This is a genomic window from Natronococcus sp. JC468 (genome assembly GCF_012163165.1).
GTDB lineage: Archaea > Halobacteriota > Halobacteria > Halobacteriales > Natrialbaceae > Natronococcus > Natronococcus jeotgali.
Genome location: NZ_JAAVUO010000007.1, coordinates 106557 through 131104 on the forward strand (window position 1 = coordinate 106557; position 24548 = coordinate 131104).

Consider the following 24548-nt stretch of genomic DNA (forward strand, 5'->3'; position numbering starts at 1 on the left):
GGTACGGATTCGGTCAGTCGATCGCTACATCGCCGTCGCCGTCGGAAGCTTGGCGGTTCTGACCCAGAACTCGTTGATCGCCTGCGCGAGCGAGACGAACCCGTCGTGGCTGTCGGGCTTCGTGAGGTAGGCGTTCGCACGGCGGTCGTAGCTCCCGGCGATGTCGCACTCGTCGTCCGAGCAGGTGAGGACGATGACCGGAATCTGCGTCAGGTCGGCGGTTCCCTGGATCGACTCGAGCAGCTCGAACCCGTCCACGTGTGGAATGTTGAGATCGAGCAACAGCAGATCCGGTAGCTCGTCCGTTCCGCGGCGCTCCGAGAGAAAGCTCATCGCCTCGGCCCCGTCGGTGACGGTGCGGATCCCCACGTCGTCGGCGACCTGATCGAAGGCGTCGTTCACGAGCGCGACGTCGCCTGGATTGTCCTCGACGAGGAGGATCTCGGTTGGTTCGGGCGCGGTCACGGTTCTCATGGGAACGAAACGTCCGACATGCCAATAAAACCGATCACTACACACGTTGGTGCGGTTGAAAGTGCAAACCCAACCGATATATACTAGCTGTCTTCGCCGTCGATCCCCTCCGGATCGAGCGACCGCGGAACCGATCCGAGTCGGTCGACGTTCCCGTCACCGACCGCGAACAGCTCCGTCAGTCGGATCCGTCCGGCCTCGAGCGCGACTCCGACCTCGAGTCGAACGACCGCCCCTTCGTCGATCGTCCGGGAGCCGCGAGCCGGACGCTCGACGGGCTCGAGGCCGACCCCGGCGACGCGGGTGCGGATCCCGTCCTCGAACCCGAACGCCCGCACCTCGGCCTCGAGGTCGGCCTCGACGGCGGTCACCGACTGCGCGTCGGCCGTGAGCATCGCCGCGGCCGACCGGAACGCGCGGGTGACGCCGACGTGCGCGCGGCGCTCGCTCCCGCCCTCGCCGTCCCGAACGAAGGTTCGGCCGAGGGCGCCGTGATACCCCGACGGCTCCCGTGGCGCGGCCTCGAGGACGATCGGTTCGCCCGGGCGAACGTGGTCGTCGCCGGGAATCGAAACCCTCGTCTCGCCGTCGGGGAACCCGCCAGCGGCGACGATTCCCTCGTCGACCGCGGTCCGGAGCCGCGTCGCGGTCAGGTCCTCGGCCTCGAGGCGGAGTCGGCCGTCGACGACCTCGGCGCCCGCGAGCGCGGCGGCCCCTCGCCGGAGTCCCGCGCCCGCGGCCGCCTGTGCGTCCTCGATTCGGGACCGCTCCGCGTCGGTCTTCGTCGCCCTCGCGCGGGAGACGACGTCGGTGGAGGAAAGCGAGAACCCGGCGTCCTCGAGGTAGAGCGCGGCGTCGTGGGGGAGTCGGGCCGGCGTCAGCACCGTCCCGGAGAGCCCGTCGGCGGCGAGCCCGTCGGCGAGCGCGCTGGCCGGATCGACGCCGGTGTCGGCTGCCGAGCGAACGCGCCACTCGCGACCGTCGAAGGCGACGGCGTGACGGCCTCGCTCAGGCTCTCGCTCGAGTTCGGGCGCTGGTAGGCAGTACCGGATCGCCGGATCGCAGGCGGGGCCGACGTGGACGAACGCGGTCGCGTCCTCACGCTCGAGGGCGTCGACCAGGGCGGTCTCGAGGGGCGAGTCGCCGGTCACGGCGCTTCGGCTTCGAGTTCGTCGGCCTCGCCGTCGGGCGCCTGGGCCTGCTCGAGCAGCTCCTCGAGGGTCAGGTCGGTCAGCTGGTTGGTGAGCAGGACGTCGATCGGTAGCGTCGGCGCGCCGTCGACGAGGTTCTCGAGGATGAACAGTCGCTCGCGGGCCCGGGACATGCCGACGTAGAAGACCCGTCGTTCGTTGTCGGTCAGCACGGGCACCGGGGAGGTCGTCTTTGTGAACTCCTCGCAGCCGGGGACGTCGGCGGGGTCGTCGACGGTCGCGACCATCTGCTCGACGACCTTCTCGGTGAGGTCGGTCGCGACGAAGACGTGGTCGGCTTCACGGCCCTTCGCGGAGTGGATGGTGCCGACGCGAACCCGATCGGTGTCCATCCCCTGGTACTCGCCGATGTTGAAGTACGAGCGGATGCTCTTCTTCTGGAAGTTCGTCACCTTCCGGACCATATCGCCCGCGGAGGCGGGCCCGGGCATGAACGGGGCGTGATCCTCGATCACGTCGGCGGGAACGGTGAGGTCCTCGAGGTCCTCGATGCCGGCTTCCTCCTGGCGCTCGTCGATCTCGTCGAAGAGTCCGTCGCGTTCGTTGGTTCCGAACGCCGAATCCTGAAGCATGTCGGCGAGCCGGCGGGCCTGGAGTCCGGTGACGTCCTCGCCGTCGTCGATCGCCTCGACGGCCCGGACGTACTGGGTGAGCCGATCGGTCCACATCCGCTGGTCGGTCAGCGAGCGGAACGGCACGCCCTCGGTGATGAACTCGTCGATGAACTGGAACATCTGGTACCGGGCGCGAAACAGCAGCATGATCGTCCCGTCGTCCTCGACGAGGGTGCGCCGGACCATCCGGACGAGATCGAGCATCGAGGCGTTCGCGCGGGCCTCGACCGAACCGCCCTCCTTGCGGGGTTTGAGGTCCTTGTCCTGGCGCTTCTCGATGTGGCGGATCTCCTTGTTGACGGCGTTGAGGACGTTCGAGGGAAGCCGGTAGGAGTTGGGCAGGATGACGTCCTCGTCGACCTCCTCCTCGAGCAACAGGGCGGGGTCGGCGCCCTGCCAGGAGTAGACGACCTGGTCGTCGTCACCGGCGATCAGGACCTGCTCCATGTGGGGTTTCCACTCGTCGTAGACGTCGTACTGGAGCGTGGTAATGTCCTGGAACTCGTCGATCACCAGGTAGTCGACGCTTGGCAGCAGCGAACGCTGCTTGACGCGCTCGAGCATGTCGGCGAAGCCGATCTTCCCCTGCTCGCCCTTGTAGTTACGCCAGCCCCGGATCGCCTCGGGGACGTCGATCCGGTCGTCGTCGGAGGGCCAGGTCGGCGTGTACTTGTTGCCCTCCTGGGCGCGGTCGTCGATCTCGGGCGGCAGCCGAACCTCCTCGTCGTCCCACTGGAAGGGGACGTCGTACCAGTCGGAGACCTCGCGGCTGGTCCGCTGGAGCCACTGGCTCGTCGCGATGACCTTGTTCCCGATCGTCGTCGAGCGGGCGGTGCGCCGTCCCGCACCCGAGTACTCGTCCTCGTACTCGATGCCGTACTCGTCGCAGAACTCCTCCTTGTCGGACTCGCCGATGACGTCGCTCCGGGAGAGATCCAGCAGCTCGTAGGCCTTCGCGTGCATCGTACAGACGTTGCCCTGCAGCGCGCGCGGGCTCTCGTCGAGGCGCTCGGCCAGTCGCTCGCGAACCTCCTGTGCGGCCGCTCGAGTGTACGAGACGACGAGAATATCTCGGAACGTGACCCCGTCTTGCTCGAGGATCTCCTCGACGTGATCGAGCAGCGCGGTCGTCTTCCCGCTCCCCGGTCCACCGAACAACCGGGTGACCTTCGTCTCCGTAGTAGCCATTGTAGCTGTTCAAGGTCGCAATACCCATAAGTGACGCGGGTTAGGCCCGAGAAACCGCCGTCGAGCCGAAGATCATCGGCTCGGGTTCGCCCGCCCGACTACCGGGCCGGCGTCCATCCGCAAACGGTACAGTCGGTGGCCGACTCCTCGTGGAGTCCGCCGCAGTCCGGACACTGCTTTTTGTTATACTCCTGCTCCCACCCTGCTCGCTCTACCGTGTGACCGCGGTCCGAGAGGAATTCGTCGAAGACATCGTCACCGGCACCATTGGGTGAGGTTGCCATACCCGTGATATGGAGAACCGTGGTATTAAAGGCCATGGTTCGTCCGGGAATCTGCCGGAACCTCCGGAGCGGGCAACGACCCGCGAACTTTTCCCGGTCTCGCCCGAAGGACCGGTATGAGCGAGCTCCGCCTGGACGCGACGCAACTCGATCGGTACTCGAGACACGTCATCATGGACGAGATCGGACCCGAGGGCCAACAGCGGCTGCTCGAGGGGAGCGTCCTCGTGGTCGGCGCCGGCGGGCTGGGATCGCCGGCGATCCAGTACCTCGCGGCCGCCGGCATCGGTCGCCTGGGGATCGTCGACGACGACGTCGTCGAGCGCTCGAACCTGCAGCGCCAGATCGTCCACGGCGACGGCGACGTCGGTCGGCCGAAGGTCGACAGCGCGGCCGACTACGTCGCGGCGTTGAACCCCGACGTCGACGTCGAGACCGACGAGACCCGCATCACCGCCGAGAACGTCGACGAACTGGTCGACGGGTACGACGTCGTCCTCGACGCCAGCGACAACTTCGGCACCCGGTACCTGCTCAACGACCACTGCGTGCTCGCCGAGACGCCGCTCTCTCACGGCGCGATCTACCGCTTCGAGGGACAGGTGACGACGTTCACGAACGACCGCGGCGGCGACGAGGATCCGCCGTGTTACCGCTGTATCTTCCCCGAGGCGCCCGAGCCCGGAACCGTCCCCGACTGCGCCACGACGGGCGTGCTGGGCGTGTTGCCGGGGACCGTCGGCTGCATCCAGGCGACGGAGGTCGTCAAGTACCTGCTCGGCGCGGGCGACCTGCTCGAGGGGCGCCTGCTGATGTACGACGCGATGGGGATGACCTTCGACTCCGTCGACGTCCGCGCGAACCCCGAGTGTCCGGTCTGCGGCGACGACCCGGAGATCGACTCCGTCGAGGACGTCGCCTACGAGGGAAGCTGCTCGGTCTCGGCGGACTGACCGGTCCCGAGCGCCTCGAGTCGGCGACCGCGCTCAGTCGGGGCCGTCCGGGCCGTTCAGCCGGCGGTAGGCGGCCCGTCCCGCGAGACCGACCGTCGCCAGCAGCCCCGTTCCGGCGGCGATCGAAGGGCCGTTGCCCCGGATCGTCGAGGCGACGCCCTCCTCGTCGGCGCTCGCCCGACGATCCGTCCCCGAGTCGTCGCCGTTCGAGGCGGTCCCCGACGCGTTCTCCGCGTCCGACTCTCCTCCCGAGTCGTCGTCCGCCGCGGTCTCGCCGTCGCCTCCGGACGTCTCCGCGGGGCCGACGCCGAGATCCGACAGCGCCTCGCGGAGGGTGACGATCTCGAGGTCGCGCGCTTTCGCCGCGCGGATCGCGAAGCGAATCCGTTCGGCGGTCGTCTCCTCGAACTGGCTGTGACCGACGACGATCCCGAGGGAGTCGCCGGCGGCGACCTCGTCGTAGAACGCCTCGATGTCGGACTCGCTCGAGGATGGGCCGTCGATGCTGGTCCGGCCGAGCTCGTACGGGTCGAGGTCCGCGATCTCGTTGAGCCCGTTCCCCTCGCGGTTCGCGAAGCCGGCGTAGTGCTCCTCGACGAACTCCTCGAGGAGCCCCTCGCTGCGGCCGAACGGGGAGACGAAGTGATCGACGCCGACGCCCATCTCCTCGAGCGCGTCCTTCGAGCCGACGACCTCCTCGCGGAGCCGCTCGTCGGCGACGCGGACGAACGTCTCCCCGGCCGCGAACGCCTCGCCGACCGGTTCCTCGAGCTCGAGGAAGAAGCCGTCGTCGTCCTCGCCGCCGCCGGCGACGACGTTCTCGACGGTACCCTCGTCGGTTCCGACGGCGATCGGTTCGCCGTCGTGGTCGGCCAGGAAGCTCCCGTTCACCCGGAGGCGCTCGTCGTCCGGCGCCGCGGGGGCGGTCAGGTAGAGGTTGCCGACGACGATATGGCTCGCGGTGTGGGACATGATCTCCCAGCCCGCCGACTCCATCTCCCGGAGGTGTTCCGGGAGCAGCCCCCAGCTCGTACCGACGTACTCGGTAACCGCGGCACAGCAGGCGGGGACCTCCTCCTCCCGGTGGACCGGGAACGTCTGCTCCCAGTCCGCGCGCCGGCTGTCGTCGTAGACGAACACGACCCGTCCGTTCGTCCCGTCGTCGGTCTCGCCGCTCGCGGCGCCCGTCCCGGCGCCGACCAGCGCGAGCAGCCCCCCGGCGCCGAGTCCCAGGAGTCCGCGCCGACTGGTTACTCCAACTCGTTGACGGTTGTCCATACCGCACCGATGCTCCCGCCCGGGATAATTATCGTTTTTCTAACTGCTCCGCGAAGCGAGAAACGACCGCATAACCCGAGGGGTTCGGTGCTATCGAGCCCGGTTCGCCGCCGTCCGCGGACCCGGAGCCCCCTCGGCCGTCCGAACGGGTCCGACCTCGGTCGAGGACTAGAAGAACTTGAACAGATCGTCCCGGTTGTGCTCGTGGAGGTGCTCGCGGACGGCCTCGTTCAGGGGGCCGATCCGTCCCTTCTTGGCGGTGATCGGCGCGATGGTCTCCTGCCACTGCTTCCAGGGCGGGAGCAGCCCTAGCCGATCGCAGAGTTCGTTCAGGCGCTCGTCACGGTCGTCGACCTTGTCCATCTTGTTGACCGCGACGACCGTCGGGATCCCGAGGTCGCGCAGGAAGTGGAACATCTCGACGTCGTAGGGGATCTCGTCGGGCCCCGAGTGGCGGTCGATGATGTCGATGACGCTCTTTCCGTCGACGACCAGGATCCCGACGAGGACGTTGTCGGCGTACTCCTCGAGGTAGCGGACAATATCCGTCTTGATCCGCTCGCGGCGGTCCTCGTCGACGCCGCTCATGAAGCCGAAGCCGGGCAGGTCGGTGACGACGAAGTCCTCGGCGGCCCAGTCGAAGTGGTTCGGTTCACGAGTAACCCCCGGTTTGCCCCCGGTGTCGAAGCTGTGGCCGGTGATCTCGCGCATGAGCGTGGACTTGCCCACGTTCGAGCGACCGACGAGGGCGACCTCCGCCTCGCGGTCGGGACGCGTATCGAACATGTGTAGCCGTAGTCGCGCCCCGGGATATAAGCACCGCGAGCGCGACGGCGCGACCTACGCCCGCTCGAAGAGCCGTCCGGGAGCCTCGACCGTCGCGTCGGCCGCGTGGCAGACGTCCCACAGCGTCGCCCCGTTGCTCGTGACGACCGGGGCGCCGAGTTCGGCCTCGAGTTCCGGCACCGCCGCGAGCGACCGGTAGTTCGTACACGAGAGGAAGACGGCGTCGACGTCCTCGAGGACGCCCTCGGCGGCGAGTTCGAGCACCTGTTGGCGCGCGTCCGCGGGTTCGAGCGCGCCGATCTCGGTGTTGGCCGCGATTCCGCGGCCGTCGATTGCCGCGACCTCGAACCCTGCCGCCTCGAGGAACGACCGCTCCCTCTCGTCGAGGACGGCGGTGTAGGGCGTCGCGACGGCGATCCGATCGGCCGAGAGCGCCTCGAGCGCCCGGACCACCGAACGGGCCGTCGCGACGGCGGGGACGCCCGCCGCGGACTCCAGGTCGGCCTCGAGTTCGGCGTCGAATCCCGGGCCGTGAATCAGGCTGCCCGTCGTGCAGGCGTACGCGACCGCGTCGACGGCGGCGTGGGCGAGCAGTTCGGCCGCCCGAACCGCGTCGTCGCTCATCGCGTCGAGTTCGTCGACGGTGACCGACTCGAGGGGCATCCGCGCCGCGTGGACGGTCGTCCCGTCGGGTCCGAACCGACGGAACTCGGGTTCCGCAGTGGTGTTCGACGAGGGGACGATCAGCCCCAGTCGAACCGCTCGATCGCCCGTCCGATCACTCATCGGCGCCGCCCTCGGTGAGCTTTCCGTCGGCGCGGTCCGCCACGAGCGCGTCGGCGTCGCGCTCGTCGGGATCGCCGTGACCGCCCCCGCCAGGGGTCCGGACCGTCACCGTGGTCCCGGGCTCGACGTCGACGGTCGTCTTCGCGGGCACCGACTCGCCGTCGATCAGGTTCTCGCCGCGGGCGCCGTCCTCGCCGCCCGCGACGCCACCGGGGGCGTGACGACGGCGCTCGGTCAGCAGGGAGACGGTCGCCTCGGTCTCGACGGTGAGCGCCCGCTCGAGGCCGAGTCCGCCTCGCTGTCGGCCGCGGCCGCCGCTGTCGGGCCGCAGCGCGTAGCGCTCCACCCGGAGCGGGTACTCCGTCTCGATGGACTCGACGGGCGTATTGAGCGTGTTGGTCATCCCGACCTGGACGCCGTCCATCCCGTCCCGCTCTGCTCGAGCGCCGAACCCGCCGCCGATGGTCTCGTAGTAGGTGAAGGAGCCGTCGCGGCCGCCGACTGTGAGGTTGTTCATCGTCCCCTGGCTCCCCGCGGGAACCCGATCGGGCGCCGCCTCGGCCAGCGCCGCGAAGACGACGTCGGTCACCCGCTGGCTGGTCTCGACGTTCCCGCCGACGACGGCCGCGGGCGCCTCGGGGTTGAGCAGCGACCCTTCGGGAGCCCGAACCGAGACGGGCTCGTAACAGCCCTCGTTCGGCGGGATCTCGGGGTCGGTAACACAGCGGACGACGAAGTAGACCGCGCTCGTCGCCACGGCGAGGGGAGCGTTGAGGTTGCCCTCGAGCTGGGCCGCCGTCCCCGCGAAGTCGACCGCGATCGCCTCGCCGTCGACGGTCACCGCCACGCTGATCTCGACGTCCTCGTCGGTGATCCCGTCGCCCTCGAGGACGTCACTCGCCTCGTAGGTGCCGTCGGGCAGCGCCCGGACCTGCTCGCGCATCCGTTCGGCGGAGTAGTCGATGACGGCGTCGAACCCCTCGAGGACCGTCTCCCGGCCGTGCTCGTCGAACAGGTCGGCGAGTCGGTCGGCGGCGCGGTCGTTGGCCGCCAGTTGAGCCCGCAGGTCGGCCCGCCGTTCGCGGGGGTTGCGGACGTTCGCGAGCACCAGCGAGCGGACGTCCTCGCGGATCTCGCCGTCCGCGACGAGCCGCGTGGGTGGGATTCGGAGCCCCTCCTGGTAGATCTCGCGGGCCCCTGCGGGCATGCTGCCGGGGGCCATCCCGCCGACGTCGGCGTGGTGGGCCCGGGAGACGGCGTAGCCGACGATACTGCGGTCCTCGCGTCCGTTGTCCCCCGGCGACTCCGCGGCGGGGGCGATCGGCGACACCATCGTCACGTCCGGCAGGTGGGTGCCGCCGGCGAAGGGGTCGTTGAGGACGAACACGTCGCCGGGCTCGGGGTCGCGCTCGCGAACGGCGTCGACCGCCTGGGGCATCGCGCCTAGGTGAACGGGGATGTGCTCGGCCTGGGCGATCATCCGTCCGTCGGCGTCGAACAGCGCCGTCGAGCAGTCCCGTCGCTCCTTGATGTTCGGCGAGTACGCCCCGCGGATGAGGGTCTGGCCCATCTCCTCGGCGACGCCCTCTAGCTGGTTGCGCAACACCTCGAGCGTGACCGGGTCGATACCGTCGTCGGTCGCGTCGGTACGTCCGCTCATCGGTCGTCCTCCGTTCGCGTCATCGCGAGCGTTCCGTCCTCGTAGACGTCGCCCTCCCACGCGGGCGGGACGACGGTCGTACTTTCGGCCTGCTCGAGCACCGCGGGACCCCGAACGGTCGCGCCGGGCTCCAGACGGTCGCGGTCGTAGACGGCCGTCTCCGCCGCGCCGACGTCGGGGAAGTGCGCCTCCCGCGTGCCGATTCGGGGATCGCCGCCCCCCTCGTGGCGGACGGTCGGCGACGCGCCCGCGACGGTCGCCGACGCCCGCAGCGTGACGACCTCGACGGCCTCGTCCATCCGGTAGCCGTAGGTCCGCTCGTGGGCGGCGTGGAACCGCTCCCCGACCGCGCTCGGGTCGAACGAGTCGTCAACGGGGACCGTCAGCTCGAAGCTCTGGCCCGCGTACCGGCAGTCGGCCGCGCGATCGACCGTCGCGGCGTCCGGGTCGGAGGCGTCCGCGAGGACGTCCGTGATCAGGTCGTCGTAGACTCCCTCGAGCCGGTCCGGCTCGGCCGCGGCAAGCGGCGTGCGGACCGTTCGAGCCGCGTCGTAGCCCTCGTCGGCCGCAAGCAGGCCGAACGCCGAGAGCACCCCGCCGGGACGGGGGACGACGACGCGGTCGACCTCGAGCGAGTCGGCCAGCGCCGCGGCGTGCATCGGACCCGCACCGCCGAAGGCGACGAGCGCGAACTCGCGGGGGTCGTGGCCGCGCTCGACGGTCACCGACCGGATCGTCCGGGTCATCGTCGCGTTCGCGACCCGGTAGACCCCGCGTGCGGCCTCGAGCGCGCTCTCGAGGCCGGCCTCGTCGGCGAGCCCCGCGAGCGCTTCGCGAGCCGCGTCGACGTCTACGGTCATCTCGCCGCCCAGCGCCGTGTCGGGGCCGATGTAGCCGAGCACGACGTTGGCGTCGGTGACGGTCGGCTCCGTGCCGCCGTTCCCGTAGCAGGCGGGACCCGGTTCGGCGCCCGCCGATCGTGGTCCCACTCGAAGGGCGCCGCCCGCGTCGACCCAGGCGATCGACCCACCGCCAGCGCCGACGGTATCGACGTCGACCATCGGGGTTCGGATCGGGAGGCCGTCGATCTCGGCGTCGGTCGTTCGCTCTGCCTCGCCGTCGCGGACGAGGCTCACGTCGCTCGAGGTGCCGCCCATGTCGAAGGTGACGAGTCCCTCGACGTCGGCGTCGTCGACGGTCGCCGCGGCCCCGACGACGCCCGCGGCCGGCCCCGAGAGGGTCGTCGTCACCGCGCGCTCGCGAACCGTCTCGGGGTCGGCGATCCCGCCGTTGGCCTGCATGATCCGCGGCGCCGGGATCCCCGCGTCGGCGGCCTCGTCGACCAGCCGCCCCACGTAGCGGTCGATCGCGGGCCGGACGTAGGCGTCGACCGCCGTCGTCGAGGTGCGCTCGAACTCGCGGAACTCCGCGAGGAACTCGTGGGACGCGGAGACGGGACCCTCGAGTTCCTCGCGGAGGATCTCGGCGACGCGGCGTTCGTTCTCGGGATCGGCGTAGGCGTGGAGCAGACAGATCGCGACGCTCTCGACGTCTCGCTCCCGAAGCGTCGCCGCGAGCTCCCGTACCTCTTCGGGGTCGACGGATCGCTCGACCCCCTCGGCGGTCGTTCGCTCGTCGATCTCGAACCGTCGCCGCCGCGGAACGAGGGGATCGGGCTTCTCGGCCTCCAGATCGTACAGGTCGGGGCGGTCCTGACGGCCGATCTCGAGGACGTCGCGAAAGCCCGCGGTCGTCACCAGGGCCGTCCGGGCGCCGCCGCGCTCGAGCAAGGCGTTGACCGAGACGGTCATCGCGTGGGCGAAGGCGTCGATCTCGCTCGGGTCGATCCCCGTCTCGTCGCAGGCCTTCGCGATCCCCTCGAGGACGCCGACGTGCTGGTCGGGGGTCGTCGGCACCTTCGCGGTGACGAGGTCGTCAGCGACCGACAGCGCGACGTCGGTGAAGGTGCCGCCGACGTCGACGCCGATCCGGGTCTCGCTCGAGGCGGCGGGCGCTCCGCCGTCTGTAACCGCTGCGGTGGTGTTCGCCGATACCGTCCGTCTCTCCGAGGTGTCGTGTGCGTCGTTCATAGTACGAGGACGTCGTACAGCGTCTGCAGACCGATACCGACCACGACGAGCGTGACGAGTCCGCCGAGGACGTTCTGAAGCGTGCTGTTGGTGTACTCGCCGAGCAGGTCGTCGTTGTTCATCGCGTAGATGAGGAACACCGCCAGAATCGGGAGCAGGAGACCGTTGGCCACCTGCGCGAAGACGATCACCTCGACGGGATTGTAATCGAGCGCCGAGAAGACGATCCCGACCGCGAGGATCGTTCCCCAGATCGCGCGAAAGCGGTTCGATTGCAGATCTCGCTCCCAGCCCAGCGCCCCGGCGGTCGCGTAGGCGCCCGCAAGCGGCGCGCTCATCGAGCTCGTGAAACCGGCGGCAAAGAGCCCGATCGCGAACAGCGTCAGCGCGTAGCCGCCGAAGACGGGCTCGAGCTGGTCGGCCATCTCGCCGACGTCGGCGATCTGTGTGCCGGCGGGAAACACCGCGGCCGCCGTGACGACGATCGAGGTCGTGATGACCCCGCCGACGGCGACCATCGCGATCGTGTCGGTGCGACACTCGCCGAGATCGCTCGCGCCGTCCCAGCGCTCCTGAACTGTACTCGCGTGCAGGAACAGGTTGTAGCCGACGACGGTGGTTCCCACGAGGCCGGCGATCAGGTACGCCGACCCCTCGGGAACCGTCGGGACGAGGCCGCTCCCGAGGGCTTCGAGGTCCGGACGAACCACGACGGCGTTGAGCATGAACGCCAGCCCCATGACGACCACGAGGCCGACGAACACCCGCTCGATCAGTTCGTAGTTGCCCGTCCAGAGCAACGCGGCGGCGACCAGTCCCATCAGCGGTCCCCAGACGTTTTCACTTATTCCGGTAATGGTCGAGAGACCGGCGGCGCCGCCGACGATGTTGCCCGTCTGGAACGCCGCCGTGCCGATCCCGATCGCGCTCACGACGAGCGCGACCGTCGCCCCCTTCGCGAGGGGGTGCTCGAACTCGCTCCGGAACGCCTCGCCCAGCCCCTCGCCGGTGATCAGGCCGAGCCGCGCGCTCATCTCTTGGAGCACCATCGTCGCCAGAATCGAGAACGCGATCGTCCACACGAGCAGGTACGCGTACTCCGCGCCGAGGACGCTCGCGGTCGTGACGGTTCCGGGGCCGACGAACGCCGCCGCGACGAGCGCGCCCGGTCCGATCGCCTTCAGCCTGTCTGCGATACCCATGGTGAGTGCACACACCCTTCGCTCTCCGAGAGCTGCATAAGGGTTGTTGAGACGCGCTCATACGGCTGCACCGTCGATGCCGTTCGGTATGATCGAGTATGAAGACGGATGCGCCCGCCACACCGCGGGGCGAGCTACTCGCTGTCCGATCGCTCGGCGATGATCGTCTTCGAGACGCCCCGTTCGATCTCGAGCGCCGTCGGCAGTTCGGTCGTGCTGCGCTCGATAAAGCGGGTCATGAACCACTGGATCGACTCCGAGGGAAAGACGACGTGATAGACGCCGTCGGCCTCGTCGCGCACCTCGAGGAAGCCACAGAACGCGAGCCACTCGAGGAGGTCGCCGACGTCCTCGAACCGAGTTTCGTACTCCCGGGCGTGGTAGTCCGAGACGCGGTCGGCCGCCTCGACGAACGCCGGATCCGGATCCCCGCCCGCGTAGCAGTGCTCGAGGAACGCGTGCAGGAAGTCGACGTCGAGCAGGACGTGCTCGCCGGAGGAGAGCATTCGGTAATACTGTTCTAGGTTGTCGCTGGGCCGTTCGTTCGCGGCCTCGAAGTTGGCGGCGTAAAACGACAGCGCGCGCCGAACGAGTTCGCTCCGTCCCTTCCCCGTCTCGCCGGCGAGCGTCTCGAGGGCCGCGTGCGCGTCGTCGTCGAGCGAGACCGTTACCCGGTGGCTCATACGGCGCCGGACGAACGCGGGACAGGTATAGCTCACGCATCCCTCGAGAGCGACGACCGGGACGGTCCGCCCGACGAACCCGGGTCGCTCCGCAGTCGAAATGTTCGAAGTTATGGGGACGGGGGTTCTGAGCTACGGAACGTGCGGCTCGTACAGCTGACGGTTCCGACGGGCAAGCGACGGACGATCCTCGAGGCGCTCGAGGATCATGGCGTCGACTACGTCGTGACCGACGAGGAGAGTGATCGAAAGTACGCGGCGGTCGTGTACTTCCCGCTGCCGGATCCGGCCGTCGAACCGGTGCTCGACGAGCTGCAAGACGCCGGCGTCGGCGAGGACGCGTACACGGTCGTCGTCGACGCCGAAACGGTCGTCTCGAGGCGGTTCGAGGCGCTTCGAGAGGAGTACGAGGAGGGAGACGTCGAGTCCGACCGGATCTCCCGGCAGGAGCTCGAGACCGAGGCGGAGTCGCTGACGCCGACGTTTGCCGTCTTCGCGACGATGACGATCATTAGCTCCCTCGTCGCGACGTCGGGACTGTTGCTTGACTCGCCCGCGGTCGTCGTCGGCTCGATGGTGATCGCGCCGCTGATCGGGCCGGCGCTGGGTGCCAGCGTCGGCTCGGTGATCGACGAGGAGGAGCTGTTCGTCGAGAGCGTGACCTACCAGATCGTCGGGATCGTCTTCGCGATCGGCGCCGCGGCCGTCTTCGCATGGGTCGTCAAGGTCACGAACATCGTTCCGCCGGGACTCGACATCTCGGAGGTCGGCGAGATCTCCGAGCGCCTCGCGCCGGACTTGCTCTCGCTGGTGGTCGCGCTCGGCGCCGGCGTCGCGGGGATCGTGAGCATCGCGACCGGAATCTCGGTCGCGCTCGTCGGGGTCATGATCGCGGCGGCGCTGATTCCACCCGCCGCCGCCGCGGGCGTCGCGATCGCCTGGGGACAACCCGCCGCTGCGATCGGCTCGACCGCGCTCGTGTTAGTCAACGTGCTCTCGGTGAACCTCGCCGGGCTGTTGACCCTGTGGTATCTCGGCTATCGACCGGAGTCGCTGTTCGAACTCGGCCAGACCGAAAAGCGGGTTCGAAAGCGCGTCGTCGGCCTCGTCGTGATCGTCCTCGTGTTCGCGGTGTTTCTCGGCGCGATCACGTACTCCTCGTACCAGGCCGGGAACTTCGAGGAGGACGTCAACGAGGAGGTGACGGCCGCGCTCGAGGCCGAGGCGTACGCCCAGTACCAGCTGCTCGACATCCAGGTCATGATGGACGAGAACTACCCGATACAGAGCCCCCGGAAGGCGGTTATCACTGTCGGCGGTCCCCCCGGAGAAACCGCGCCGGGATTAGGAACGGAGATTCGCGAGCGAGTCGAGCAACACGCCACCGACGACGTCGAGATCGAGATCCGGTACGTCACCATCCTCGAGGAGTGATCACCGGCCGCGGAGCTTCTCGAGGCGGGACCGAACCCCGATCCCGCTCCCGTCGGTCGCGTCGCCGGACTCCGTCGCGTCCTCGTTCGCTCCGTCGCCGCGGCCGAGCCGTCGGCGGATCCAGGTCCGCGGTCCGCCGATCCGGTTGACGAGGTAACTCGGGAAGTAGAGCACGAGCAGTCCGCAGAGCAGAAAGCCCGCGCCCCAGACGTACCGCCCCGAGAACAGGTGACTGCTCCCGAGGTAAAACAGCGGCCCGGCCATCGAGAAGCCGGCCGCCGTCTGGAGCATCCAGAGGATCCCTGGCCCCTTCATCGGCTCACTCCTCGAAGGGAAGCTCGGGCTCGTAGTCGATCGCCTCGACGGCCGCCTCGAGCACTCGGTCGACGTTCTCGCCGGTTTCGACGCTCATCGCGCGATCGTACTCGCCCTCGAGGTCGTCGGGCCAGCCCTCGGCCCGGTCGACCTTGTTCGCGATCGTGAACACGGGGACGTCCTCGAACTGCGCGGCGATGGCGTCCCGCAACTCGAGCTGGGACTCGAGGGGGTAGCCACACTCCCCGCTGGGATCGAGGACGACGAGCATGCAGTCGGCGAGGTGTTCGATCGCGCTGACGGCCTGGGACTCGATCTCGTTGCGCTCGTCGGGCTTGCGGTCGAGCAGCCCGGGCGTGTCGACGATCTGATAGCGGATGTGGTCTCGCTCGAAGTGACCCAGCCCGATCCCCTTCGTCGTGAACGGGTAGGAGGCGGTCTCGCCGCGGGCGTTCGTGACGTCGTTGACGAACGACGACTTCCCGACGTTGGGGTAGCCCGCGACGACGATCGTCGGCTCGTCGGGGTTGATCTCGGGCAGGTCCCGCAGGTCGTTTCGGGACTCGTTGATGTACAGCAGCTCGTCGTCGATCTGCTCGACGATGTCCGCGAGCCGGGCGAACGCCTGCTTGCGGTGCTTGCGAGCGGTGTCGATGTCGGTCTTGCGCAGCTTCGGCTGGTACTCCTGGTGGATCTCGCGGGCCTTGCGGCTGGCCCACATCGTCTCCGAGAGACTCTGGCGCAGGCGATCCACGTCGACGATCGCGTCCGCGATCTCGTAGTAGAACGGGTCGACGTCGTCCTCGTAGGCGAAGTCGGGCCAGGCCGTGACGACGTTCTCGAGGTTGTCCGAGATGATGTTCGCCGCCGTCTGGAGCATCGACTGCTGGGCCTCGAGGCCGCCCTTGGCCTTGCCGGCCCGCGCCGCCCGCGAGAACGCCTTGTCGATCAGCTCTTCCGACGTAGGCGTGGTCGGAAGGTCTTCGAAAATCATGCGTTCAGGTAGAACCCGCGATCGTAAAAGGTCGTTCGTTATCCCGCGTCGGGTCGACGGCGTCGGATCGCGGCCGGCAGTCGCCACGCCGAGGGTTATGGCCGCGCGAGCGTACGTTCGGGTATGACAGACTGGCGCTCCGTGATCGTCGGCTTTCTCGTCATCACCGTTCTCGGAATCGTCGGCCTGACCCTGCCAGGCGTCGGCCAGCTGGCGGCGGGGCTGATCGGGGGGTTCGTCGCCGGCTACCTCGCGGGTGGCGGCCTCGGGAGCGGCTTCTGGCACGGGTTGCTCGCCGGCGCCCTCGGCGGCATCGTCGGGGGCGCGCTCCTCGCGCTCGTCGTCGGCGTCGCCGGCTTCGCCGGGGGTCCGGTCGGCGGCGCCCTCGGCGGGCTCGCCGGCGCTGGGATCTTCCTGGTCGCGCTGGCGATCTCGCTCGTGATGGCCCTCGAGAGCGCGGTCGCCGGCGCCGTCGGCGGCCTCCTCAACTCCGGGTCCTCCGAACCCGCCGGACGGCGGTACTAGCGCTGCCTCGCCGATCGAAAAAAGGGATCTCGATCAGGCCGACGCCATCTCGCGACAGCTCTCGGCGCACTCGGGGAGGATCTCCGCGCAGGCCTGGCAGTGGTCGTGGTCGTGCTGTTCGCACTCCTCGGCGCACTCCTCGCAGAGGTCCGCACAGAGCTCGCCAAGCTCCTGGTGGTACCCCGAGTTCCGGGCCATGAACCGCGCGTGCAGCGACGCGATATCGGCCACGTCCCGACAGAGGCGGATGCAGCGAGCCATCCCCTCGCCCTCGTCGGCGCAGGCGTCGGCGCACCACTCACAGACCTGCGCGGCCTCGAGGCAGTTGTCGATGCACTCCTGCATGTGCTCGTTGGCGTGTTCGATCTGTTGGACTGCCATGCGGACGGAACGACGGCCATCGGAGCAATCAAACTGACCCGAGCGCTTGCAGGCCGCGGGCGTTCCGGCGCCGTCGCGGTCTCGGACTGCCCTCCGTCAGCGACGGTGCGACCGCGAGCCGCCCCGCGGTTGTGCAGGAAATCGGTACAGTAGACCGTATCAGCGCCGAGATTCGAGTTCGGCCTCGAGGTCCTCGAGGTCCATCCCCTTCATCGACAGCAACACGAGCAGGTGGTAGACGATGTCGGCGGACTCGGCGGCGATCTCCTCGCGGTCGTCGTCTTTGGCCGCGAGCACGAGCTCGGTGCTCTCCTCGCCGAGTTTCTCGAGCACCGCGTTCTCCCCCTTCTTGTGGGTGAACAGCGACGCGGTGTAGGAGTCCTCGGGCAGCGTTTCCTTGCGATCCTCGATGACGGCGAACAGGGATTCGAGCGTGTCGTCCATTCAGAACTCACCGGAGACGTCACGGATCGATTCGAGGTGCTCGAACTTCTCCCTGTCGTCTCGGCCGTCCTCGAAGACGTCCTCGGAGATCTCGATCGGGACGTTGGTCCGGGCCGCGAGTGCGAGCGAATCGCTCGGACGCGCGTCGATCACCGTCTCGCCGCGGGGGGTTCGGAGGTGGAGATCGGCGATGTAGGTTCCCCCCCGACCGTCGGCTCCCGTCTCGATCTCGCTGACGACGACGCGCTCGATCCGGCTGCCCAGCTCCTCCATCACGTCGAGCAGCAGGTCGTGGGTCAGCGGTCGACCGATGTCTTCGGCCTCGAGCCCGCGGTCGATGCTTACCGCCTCGTTGAACCCGATGAAGATCGGCACGACGTCGTCCTCGTCCTCGACCTCGAGGACGACGACGGGCACCGGCCCCTGCGGCGTTCCCGCGACGCGGACGGCGTCGATAGCTGCGTCCATAGACGGACCGACGTGTGGCAGCGGAAAAACGTGTTCGGTCGCACATGCTTGCACGAACGGGGTCGATCCGCCGCCCTACCGCGGACGGACTACGCGGAGCTCTCGAGTTCGGGACCGATCGACGCGGCGTTTTCGAAGAAGGCGAGCCCGTGGAGACGGCTGTCGGGGGTCAACTCGGGGTGGAAGGCCGTGGCGACCACGGGACCGTCGCGCACCGCGACCGGGCGTCCGTCCCAGCGGGCGAGGACATCGACCCCGCCAACGTCGTCGACGGCGGGCGCGCGGATGAACACCGCGGGGAACGGCTCCTCGAGGCCGTCCACCTCCAGGGGCGCCTCGAAGCTGTCCCGCTGGCGGCCGAAGGCGTTGCGCTCGACGGTCGCGTCCACCAGCCCGAGCGCGTCGACCCGATCGTCGTTCGGGTCCCTCGAGGCGACGATCAGCCCGGCGCAGGTCGCCAGCAGGGGTTTCCCGGCCGTGACGTGGTCGCGGATCTCCGCGTCGATCCCCTCCTCGCGGATCAGCTGCGAGATCGTCGTCGACTCCCCGCCGGGCATCGCCAGCAGGTCGCAGTCGGGGACGATTCCCGACTCGCGGACCTCGCGGACGGTGACCTCGCGGCCGTGGTTCCGGGCCGCGCGCTCGATCGCGGTTGCGTGTGCGTCGACGTTACCCTGGACGGCGACGACGCCGGCTGTCAGTGACATGGCTGTCGGGTAGTGAGCGAACCGACAAAAGCGCCACGTCGCGGAGCCGAGCGGACGGAGGCTCCCGTTGGACGGATCTATGAGACGAAGGTCAGCAGTTGGACGATCACGCCGAGCATGACCCCGGTCGCGATGACCGTCTTCGGATCGATGCGGATCGCGTTCGAGTCCTCTGTGTCGAAGTACCGGACGAGTCCGGCGCTGGACATCAGCCCGCCGGAGTTCTGCCCTTTATCCATACGTACACCATCGTGACGGGCTGAACTAAAGCTTTCGACGGTGAACGACTCGCCGATGCCGCCGTCGGTGTCCGCCGGCCCTCGGTCGAACGACCCCTCGAGGCGGGGCCGATTCGGTTCGATTCGCGCGATCCCCCCACTCGCCTCGCGGCCGGATCCGCAAAAGCGGGAAACACCCCCGGGTGGGAAACCCTTATGCGCGGCGCGCGGCAAGTACCCCTGATCACATGTCCGTCACGCTCAAGGACTTTTACGCAGACTGGTGTGGCCCTTGCAAGACCCAGGACCCGATCCTCGAGGAACTCGAGGACGACTGGGAGGGCCGTTTCGAGGTCGAGAAGGTAAACGTCGACGAGCAACAGGACGTCGCCAACGAGTACCAGGTGCGGTCCCTGCCGACCCTGATCATCGAGAACGACGACGGCGTGGTCGAACGGTTCGTCGGCGTCACCCAGCGCGAGGACCTCGAGGGCGCCCTCGAGGACGCCGGCGCGTAGGCGACCCCCCGACCGCGAACCGTTCTTTTCGTCGTCTACCCGTCGAGAGAGGCGTCTCCGCGACGCGCTCTCGTCGCGCCCCCGAACCTCGAGTTGGCGGACTACACCGGAGCGGCGGATCCGGCTGTCGCCCGGGGTCGCCGTGGACGGGCCGTTCGCCTGCGCGACCGCGGGTCCGAACGTCGACGGGGACTTCAATGCCTGAAATAACAGGCACCGGCTGCATGGGGGAGGCGTTCCCAGCTATGTGCATGTCGGATGGTGTCGGCGGACTTCCAGCGTCGCTCGAGATCCTCCTCGTCGAGGACAACCCCGGCGACGTGCGGTTGACGAAGGAGGCGTTACGGATGACGCCGATCGAACACGCGCTTCACGTCGTCACCGACGGGACCGAGGCGCTCGACTTTCTCTACCAGCGCGGGGAGTTCGCCGACGCCCCGCGCCCCGATCTCGTGTTGCTCGATTTCAAACTCCCGCGGATGAACGGCGACGAGGTCGCGACCGAGGTCGATGGCACGCCCGCCCTCGAGCGGATCCCCTTGATCGTGCTCACCGGGCACCCGGCCCGGGACCGCGATCGGGTGCTCGGCCTCGACGAGCTTCCCATCGACGACGCGCTCACGAAACCCGTCGACGCCGACGGGTTCCTCCAGACGCTGCGCTCGCTCGAGGAGCTGCCGGGAGCCGAACTCGAGGCCGAGGTTGACCCCGGCTCCGAGTCGGAGCCCGCTCGCTAGTGGAACCGGACGCCGACGTCGTGGAGGTCGTCGTTGTACCGGGCAAGGTTGATGACGAGCGGCGTGACGCTCTCGACTTCGGCCGCGTTCGCCAGCGGACCGACGTCGAGCGCCCGGAGGCCCTCGATCTCCTCGGCCAGCGAGCGGACCGTTCGCTTGGCGTCCTCGTCGTCGGCGACCACGAGCGTGTCCAGATCCAGCTCGAGCTCGAGATCCGTGAGCGCGCCGGCCGCGAGGTTGTGGAAGGCGCCGACCACGGGGACGCCGTCGGGCACGCGCTTCGCGACGAGTTCGGTGACGCTGCCGGCGCTCGGGGGATGGTAGTGCAGACCGTCGTCGTCGCCCTGCATCCCGACCGCGGGCGTGACCACCACGGTGTCCTCGTCGAGGACGTCCGCGACGGCCTCGACGGTGTCGCCGACGTAGTACGGCGGGACCGAGAGCACGACGACGTCGGCCCGATCCGCGGCCATCTCGTTGACGAAGCCCTTCAGGGTCGCCTCGGCGCCGATCGCCTCGAGGACGTCCTCGTACTCCGCGACCGCGTCGCGGGCCTTCTCGGGGTCTCGAGAGCCGATGAGGATCTCGTGATCGGTGTCCCGCGCGAACCGAAGCGCGAGTCCCTCGCCGATGTCGCCCGTGCCGCCCAGTAGTGCGATTCGCATACGCATCCTCGGGACGGTAGCGGAATAAAACGGTGGGGGGTCGGCCGATCTCGCCGGGATTCCGGCGTCAGGGCGCGTCGTGGTCCTCGGGGTTCATCGCCTCGCCGACGTTGCCGTCGTAGGCGTCGCGCTCCTCGATCTCCCGCAGCCGCTGGCTGAGGCGGTCCTCGAGGGCCTGGCGGCGCTCCTCGTCGACGTCGGCATCGGTGCTCAGTGCCTCGAGATCCCGCTTTGCCGTCTGGAGCACCGAGATCGCCTCCTCCTGCTCGAGGTCCTCGACGCGGCCCAGGTTCCGTTCGACGTCGTCGAGCGTCGTGTCTGTCATACGCGCTCGGTTCGCTCGGAAGCGTATTGAAAGGCAACCCGGCAGGCGAACGCTAGGTGCGTTGTCGTCGCAGTGGATCGGTGTAGAGGAGGCGGATCCGCCAATTCACGCTTGCAGACGTCCTTTTTCTCGTCGGGTTCTCTCGCAGGGCTCGCTCACCACTCTCTGCTCACGGGCGCTTCGCGCCCGTTCGCATGGTCAGTGGGACCGCCGGTCCCACTCGACTCCAAAAATCTACGCTAAAAAGCCGCCTCCACGGGCTTCGCCCGCTTCGGCGGGGAACCGCTCGCTTCGTCTTCGCGCGGCGTAGCCGCGCGAACGGTCCGCGGAACTGAACGTTCCGCGCTACTCGCGGATGCTGGCCGTGATATCTGCTTCACCTGTACTGAACGCAAGTTGCACGGCGACCGACCGAACCGCACTGCCAACTACTGATAGGGTTCGCCGCCGTGGTCGTCGGTATGCACACCCCCGCCGTCATCGCCCACCGCGGCTACGCCGGCGTCGCCCCCGAGAACACGATCGCCGCGGCGGTCGCCGCGGCCGAGCGCGAGGGAACCGCGATGCTCGAGATCGACGTCCAGCCCGCCGCCTGCGGAACCCCGGTCGTCTTCCACGACGAGCGCCTCGACGGAACGAGAGAAGGCCGACCCGTCACCGACGCCTCGGGGTTCGTTTGGGAGACGCCCCTCGAGACGCTCGAGTCGCTGTCGGTGCTGGGGACCGACGAGCCGATCCCGACGCTTTCGGCGCTGCTCGAGGCCGTCCCCGAGACGGTCGGGATCAACGTCGAACTGAAGAATCCGGGGACTGCGGACCTGCGCGTCGGTGAGTCCCTGTCGGCGGACGCCCGGGAGAACCGGCGAGAGCTGTGGCGGCCGTTCGTCGAGCGCGTCCTCGAGGGCTGCGCGGCCTTCGGCGGCGAACTCCTCTTTTCCTCGTTCTGCGAGGGAGCCCTCGCCGCCCTTCGTGATGCTTCCGACTACGCGGCCGCACCGCTCGTCCGGGACGACCTCGAGGCCGGCCTCGAGATCGCCCGCCGGTACGACTGCGAGGCGATCCACCCGCCGCGGAACGCCGTCCTCGGAACGTCGCTGGCGACCGAACCCTACGCCGGACCGTCGGCGGCCGAACCCGAGATCGACGTCGTCGAAACCGCCCACGAGGAGGGACGGGCGGTCAACGTCTGGACCGTCGATAGCTGGCTCCAGTTCGACGAACTCGCCGCGGCGGGGGTCGACGGGATCGTCGCGGACTACCCCAGGCTCGAAGCAGGGACGGGAACGGGGCCCGCCAGGTAGCTCATCCCTCTCGAGCGGGCAGGTTCTCGTTCGCCGGCCCCTCGAGGACCTCGCCGTCGGGGTCGAACCGCGAGCCGTGGCAGGGGCAGTCCCAGCTCTCCTCGGCGTCGTTCCACTCGACGAGGCAGTACATGTGGGTACAGACCGCCGAGACGGCGTGGAGTTCGCCGTCGTCGTCGCGCGCGCAGGCGATCGGTTTCCCGCCCTTGCGGACGACCTTGGCCTCGCCGGGCTCGAGCGCCGTGAGATCCGGCGTCACGAGCGTTTGGAGCCAGTCGGTGACGAACTCGCTCGCGGTGTCGGCGTTCTCGGTGAGGGTCTTGCCAAGCGAGGCCTTCGGCGTCAGCCGGAGCGGGTCGTACAGGTCCAGTTCGGGCACCGGTTCGCCGTCGATGTCGGCCGCCAGCAGCCGGCCCGCGGCGGTGCCGTTGGTCATCCCCCAGCCCCGAAAGCCGGTGGCGACGGAGACGTTCTCCGTTCCCGCGCCGGCGCGGCCGACGAAGGGCACCTTGTCGACCGGCTTGTAGTCCTGGGTCGACCACCGGTAGGCGACCTCGGCGACGGGGAACCGCTCGCGGGCCCACGACTCGAGCCGACGGTAGCGATCGGCGGTCGAGCCGCCCTGGCCCGTCTTGTGGTTCTCGCCGCCGACCAGCAACAGCTCCTCCCCGTCGTCGCGGTAGGTGCGCACGGAGCGGTAGGGGTCGCCGCTGCGGTAGTACATTCCTTCCGGCGGGTCGCCGTCGAGGCGGATCCCGAGTACGTAGGACCGTTTCGGGTGCATCCGGGCGAAGTAGCCAGCCCGATCGAGGATCGGGAACCCCGTCGCGAGCACGACGTGTTTCGCCCGGACGGTTCCCCGCTCGGTTCGGACGAAACAGGGGGTTCCGTCCTCGAGATCGGTCACGCGGGTCTCCTCGTGGAGGTGGGCACCGTCGTCCGCGCGGAGCTCGTCGGCGACCGCGAGCAGGTACTTCCGGGGGTGGAACCAGGCTTGGTCGTCGAACCGAACCGCGGCTCGGGCGCGCTCGAACGGCGGGACGGAGGTGACGTAGCTGGCCTCGAGCCCCGCCGCGCGGGCGGCGTCGACCTCCCGCTCGATCTCGTCGGGCTCGTTACTGTACAGGTAGGAGGGCTGGCGCTCGAACCCGCAGTCGACCCCGAGCTCGTCGATCCGGCGTTCGACACGGTCGATCGCCTCCTCCTGAACGGCGGCGTACCGACTCGCCTGCCGCGGGCCGAACTCCCGGCGCAGGTGGTCGTAGATCGTCCCGTGCTGGCTGGTCAGTTTCGCCGTCGTCTTTCCCGTGATCCCCGTCGCGACCCGATCCCGCTCGAGGACGGCGACGGTCAGGTCCCGCTCGCGCAGCTCGATCGCCGTCGAGAGCCCGGCGATCCCGGCGCCGACGACGGCGACGTCGACGCTCCGATCGCCCTCGAGCGGGTCGGGATCGGGGTCGTCCTCGCGGGTGCTCGCGAGCCAGACGGAGGTCGCCTCGCCGGGGAGGTCGTCGCTTGCGAAGTCGGACATCGGAATCTGTCCGTGCTACACCGGACGCGGGGAAAAAACGGACGGGGGGAGCTGCAGGCCGCGCGGTATCGAACGCTCCGTTCTCGCTCGCTCGAGCCTACTCGAGCAGGTCGGGCAGCTCGTTGACCGACTCGAGGACGGCCGCGGCGTCCTCGCGCTCGTAGGTCCGACGGCCCTCCTCGCCGGTGAGCCCGCCCGTCAGCACGCCGATCCCGCGGTAGGTTCGGGCGGGATCGGCCTCGCTCGCGTTGTTCGCCGTCCGCACGTCGTCCAGGGTGTCGCCGACGAAGACGATCGAGTCGGCGTCGAACCGCTCGGCGAGGACGGTCAGCGCCCGCGGGTGGGGCTTCCCTTCCTCCCAGTCGTCCATCGTAAAGCGGTGCTCGAGGGGGATCGCCGACTCGAGGCCGACCCGCTCGAGGGCGATCTCGGCCTCCGCGGCGGGACGCCCGGTCAGGACGCCGACGTCGTACTCGGCGAGGAGCCGATCTCGCGTTTCGGGCTCGAGGACGACGGGCTCGTCGTGGATGAACCCCCGCGTCTCGAGGTCGGGCTCGCCGCCCTCGAGGCCCCGGTAGAGCTCGCTGCCCAGGTACAGCTGCTGGAAGACGTCCCGGAGTTCCTCGCGGTCCCATCGATCGGTCACGCGCTGGGTCGCCCGCGCGCCGATCGCCTCGCGGACGACGGCCTCGGCGGGCCCCGGGGCGCCCCCCCGCTCCGGGGTCGCGGCGGGAGACGCCGTGCGCGGCGCGGGGTGCCCCCCCCCCCCCACCACG

Annotated in this window: 28 protein-coding genes; 6 read left to right on the forward strand and 22 right to left on the reverse strand. The window is 69.1% G+C overall.

The window, feature by feature from the left end; all coding sequences use genetic code 11:
* Positions 1-24: 24 nt before the first annotated feature.
* The 4 genes from GWG54_RS06520 to GWG54_RS06535 all read right to left on the reverse strand — a co-directional run bounded on the left by GWG54_RS06520 (position 25) and on the right by GWG54_RS06535 (position 3771).
* Complete coding sequence (locus tag GWG54_RS06520) at positions 25-474, reverse strand: response regulator (protein ID WP_167937011.1); 450 nt, start codon at positions 472-474, stop codon at positions 25-27.
* An 83-nt stretch (positions 475-557) separates the two neighbouring features.
* Positions 558-1625 (reverse strand): M24 family metallopeptidase, encoded by a 1068-nt coding sequence (locus tag GWG54_RS06525; RefSeq protein ID WP_167937012.1) that lies wholly within the window; start codon positions 1623-1625, stop codon positions 558-560.
* Positions 1622-3487, reverse strand: a complete 1866-nt coding sequence (locus GWG54_RS06530) for a UvrD-helicase domain-containing protein (RefSeq protein WP_167937013.1) — start codon at positions 3485-3487, stop codon at positions 1622-1624. The genes GWG54_RS06525 and GWG54_RS06530 overlap by 4 nt, the downstream gene beginning before the upstream one ends.
* Positions 3488-3585: 98 nt before the next feature.
* The gene (locus GWG54_RS06535) at positions 3586-3771 is read right to left on the reverse strand and encodes an HVO_0416 family zinc finger protein (protein WP_008420409.1); all 186 of its coding nucleotides are present in this window, start codon (positions 3769-3771) and stop codon (positions 3586-3588) included.
* A 116-nt stretch (positions 3772-3887) separates the two neighbouring features.
* Between GWG54_RS06535 and GWG54_RS06540 the strand changes: the two genes are divergently transcribed.
* Positions 3888-4724: a molybdopterin-synthase adenylyltransferase MoeB gene (locus GWG54_RS06540; RefSeq protein WP_167937014.1), complete on the forward strand. Its 837-nt coding sequence runs from the start codon at positions 3888-3890 to the stop codon at positions 4722-4724.
* Positions 4725-4757: 33 nt separating this feature from the next.
* On the opposite strand, the gene GWG54_RS06545 is transcribed toward GWG54_RS06540, so the two are convergent.
* The 7 genes from GWG54_RS06545 to GWG54_RS06575 all read right to left on the reverse strand — a co-directional run bounded on the left by GWG54_RS06545 (position 4758) and on the right by GWG54_RS06575 (position 13209).
* On the reverse strand, positions 4758-6002 hold the full coding sequence (locus GWG54_RS06545) for a polysaccharide deacetylase family protein (RefSeq protein WP_245242756.1): 1245 nt from the start codon (positions 6000-6002) through the stop codon (positions 4758-4760).
* A gap of 168 nt (positions 6003-6170) precedes the next feature.
* A complete protein-coding gene (engB, locus tag GWG54_RS06550) occupies positions 6171-6788 on the reverse strand; it encodes a GTP-binding protein EngB (protein WP_008420420.1) in 618 nt (205 codons plus the stop codon).
* A 54-nt stretch (positions 6789-6842) separates the two neighbouring features.
* Entirely contained in the window at positions 6843-7574 is a 732-nt protein-coding gene (locus tag GWG54_RS06555; protein WP_167937015.1) for an aspartate/glutamate racemase family protein, read from the reverse strand.
* Positions 7567-9234: a hydantoinase B/oxoprolinase family protein gene (locus GWG54_RS06560; protein WP_167937016.1), complete on the reverse strand. Its 1668-nt coding sequence runs from the start codon at positions 9232-9234 to the stop codon at positions 7567-7569. Before GWG54_RS06560 ends, GWG54_RS06555 begins: the two co-directional genes overlap by 8 nt.
* A complete protein-coding gene (locus GWG54_RS06565) occupies positions 9231-11324 on the reverse strand; it encodes a hydantoinase/oxoprolinase family protein (RefSeq protein WP_167937017.1) in 2094 nt (697 codons plus the stop codon). Before GWG54_RS06565 ends, GWG54_RS06560 begins: the two co-directional genes overlap by 4 nt.
* Entirely contained in the window at positions 11321-12526 is a 1206-nt protein-coding gene (locus GWG54_RS06570) for an Nramp family divalent metal transporter (protein WP_167937018.1), read from the reverse strand. The genes GWG54_RS06565 and GWG54_RS06570 overlap by 4 nt, the downstream gene beginning before the upstream one ends.
* Positions 12527-12660: 134 nt before the next feature.
* On the reverse strand, positions 12661-13209 hold the full coding sequence (locus GWG54_RS06575; protein WP_167937019.1) for a ribbon-helix-helix protein, CopG family: 549 nt from the start codon (positions 13207-13209) through the stop codon (positions 12661-12663).
* Between the two features lie 141 nt (positions 13210-13350).
* On the opposite strand from GWG54_RS06575, the gene GWG54_RS06580 reads away from it, so the two are divergent.
* Positions 13351-14643, forward strand: coding sequence for a TIGR00341 family protein (locus GWG54_RS06580; protein WP_167937020.1), 1293 nt, complete (start codon positions 13351-13353; stop codon positions 14641-14643).
* Here the strand turns inward: GWG54_RS06580 and GWG54_RS06585 are convergent, their stop codons facing one another.
* Together GWG54_RS06585 and GWG54_RS06590 are read right to left on the reverse strand one after the other, a co-directional pair.
* The gene (locus tag GWG54_RS06585; RefSeq protein WP_167937021.1) at positions 14644-14958 is read right to left on the reverse strand and encodes a hypothetical protein; all 315 of its coding nucleotides are present in this window, start codon (positions 14956-14958) and stop codon (positions 14644-14646) included.
* Between the two features lie 4 nt (positions 14959-14962).
* The gene (locus tag GWG54_RS06590) at positions 14963-15952 is read right to left on the reverse strand and encodes a GTPase (protein ID WP_167937022.1); all 990 of its coding nucleotides are present in this window, start codon (positions 15950-15952) and stop codon (positions 14963-14965) included.
* A gap of 123 nt (positions 15953-16075) precedes the next feature.
* Between GWG54_RS06590 and GWG54_RS06595 the strand changes: the two genes are divergently transcribed.
* Positions 16076-16477, forward strand: coding sequence for a DUF5518 domain-containing protein (locus tag GWG54_RS06595; RefSeq protein WP_167937023.1), 402 nt, complete (start codon positions 16076-16078; stop codon positions 16475-16477).
* Between the two features lie 33 nt (positions 16478-16510).
* On the opposite strand, the gene GWG54_RS06600 is transcribed toward GWG54_RS06595, so the two are convergent.
* The 5 genes from GWG54_RS06600 to GWG54_RS06620 all read right to left on the reverse strand — a co-directional run bounded on the left by GWG54_RS06600 (position 16511) and on the right by GWG54_RS06620 (position 18716).
* Positions 16511-16858 carry a four-helix bundle copper-binding protein gene (locus GWG54_RS06600; protein ID WP_167937024.1) on the reverse strand — a complete coding sequence of 116 codons (348 nt, stop codon included), beginning with the start codon at positions 16856-16858 and terminating at the stop codon, positions 16511-16513.
* Between the two features lie 159 nt (positions 16859-17017).
* Positions 17018-17302 (reverse strand): phosphoribosyl-ATP diphosphatase, encoded by a 285-nt coding sequence (gene hisE, locus GWG54_RS06605; protein WP_167937025.1) that lies wholly within the window; start codon positions 17300-17302, stop codon positions 17018-17020.
* A complete protein-coding gene (locus GWG54_RS06610; protein WP_167937027.1) occupies positions 17303-17770 on the reverse strand; it encodes a bifunctional nuclease family protein in 468 nt (155 codons plus the stop codon).
* Between the two features lie 89 nt (positions 17771-17859).
* The gene (gene pdxT / locus GWG54_RS06615) at positions 17860-18477 is read right to left on the reverse strand and encodes a pyridoxal 5'-phosphate synthase glutaminase subunit PdxT (RefSeq protein ID WP_167937028.1); all 618 of its coding nucleotides are present in this window, start codon (positions 18475-18477) and stop codon (positions 17860-17862) included.
* Positions 18478-18554: 77 nt separating this feature from the next.
* Positions 18555-18716, reverse strand: a complete 162-nt coding sequence (locus tag GWG54_RS06620) for a preprotein translocase subunit Sec61beta (protein WP_167937029.1) — start codon at positions 18714-18716, stop codon at positions 18555-18557.
* Between the two features lie 227 nt (positions 18717-18943).
* On the opposite strand from GWG54_RS06620, the gene GWG54_RS06625 reads away from it, so the two are divergent.
* Both GWG54_RS06625 and GWG54_RS06630 read left to right on the forward strand, forming a co-directional pair.
* Positions 18944-19213: a co-chaperone YbbN gene (locus GWG54_RS06625; RefSeq protein WP_008420444.1), complete on the forward strand. Its 270-nt coding sequence runs from the start codon at positions 18944-18946 to the stop codon at positions 19211-19213.
* A 251-nt stretch (positions 19214-19464) separates the two neighbouring features.
* Positions 19465-19950: a response regulator gene (locus tag GWG54_RS06630; RefSeq protein WP_167937040.1), complete on the forward strand. Its 486-nt coding sequence runs from the start codon at positions 19465-19467 to the stop codon at positions 19948-19950.
* Here the strand turns inward: GWG54_RS06630 and npdG are convergent.
* Together npdG and GWG54_RS06640 are read right to left on the reverse strand one after the other, a co-directional pair.
* Complete coding sequence (npdG, locus tag GWG54_RS06635) at positions 19947-20615, reverse strand: NADPH-dependent F420 reductase (protein ID WP_167937030.1); 669 nt, start codon at positions 20613-20615, stop codon at positions 19947-19949. The genes GWG54_RS06630 and npdG overlap by 4 nt on opposite strands.
* Before the next feature lie 67 nt (positions 20616-20682).
* Entirely contained in the window at positions 20683-20940 is a 258-nt protein-coding gene (locus GWG54_RS06640; RefSeq protein WP_167937031.1) for a hypothetical protein, read from the reverse strand.
* A 461-nt stretch (positions 20941-21401) separates the two neighbouring features.
* Between GWG54_RS06640 and GWG54_RS06645 the strand changes: the two genes are divergently transcribed.
* A complete protein-coding gene (locus GWG54_RS06645) occupies positions 21402-22241 on the forward strand; it encodes a glycerophosphodiester phosphodiesterase (protein WP_167937032.1) in 840 nt (279 codons plus the stop codon).
* Between the two features lies 1 nt (position 22242).
* On the opposite strand, the gene GWG54_RS06650 is transcribed toward GWG54_RS06645, so the two are convergent.
* Complete coding sequence (locus tag GWG54_RS06650; RefSeq protein WP_167937033.1) at positions 22243-23772, reverse strand: FAD-dependent oxidoreductase; 1530 nt, start codon at positions 23770-23772, stop codon at positions 22243-22245.
* A gap of 97 nt (positions 23773-23869) precedes the next feature.
* A partial coding sequence (locus GWG54_RS06655) for an HAD family hydrolase (RefSeq protein WP_245242757.1) occupies positions 23870-24548 on the reverse strand: 679 nt, incomplete at its 5' end.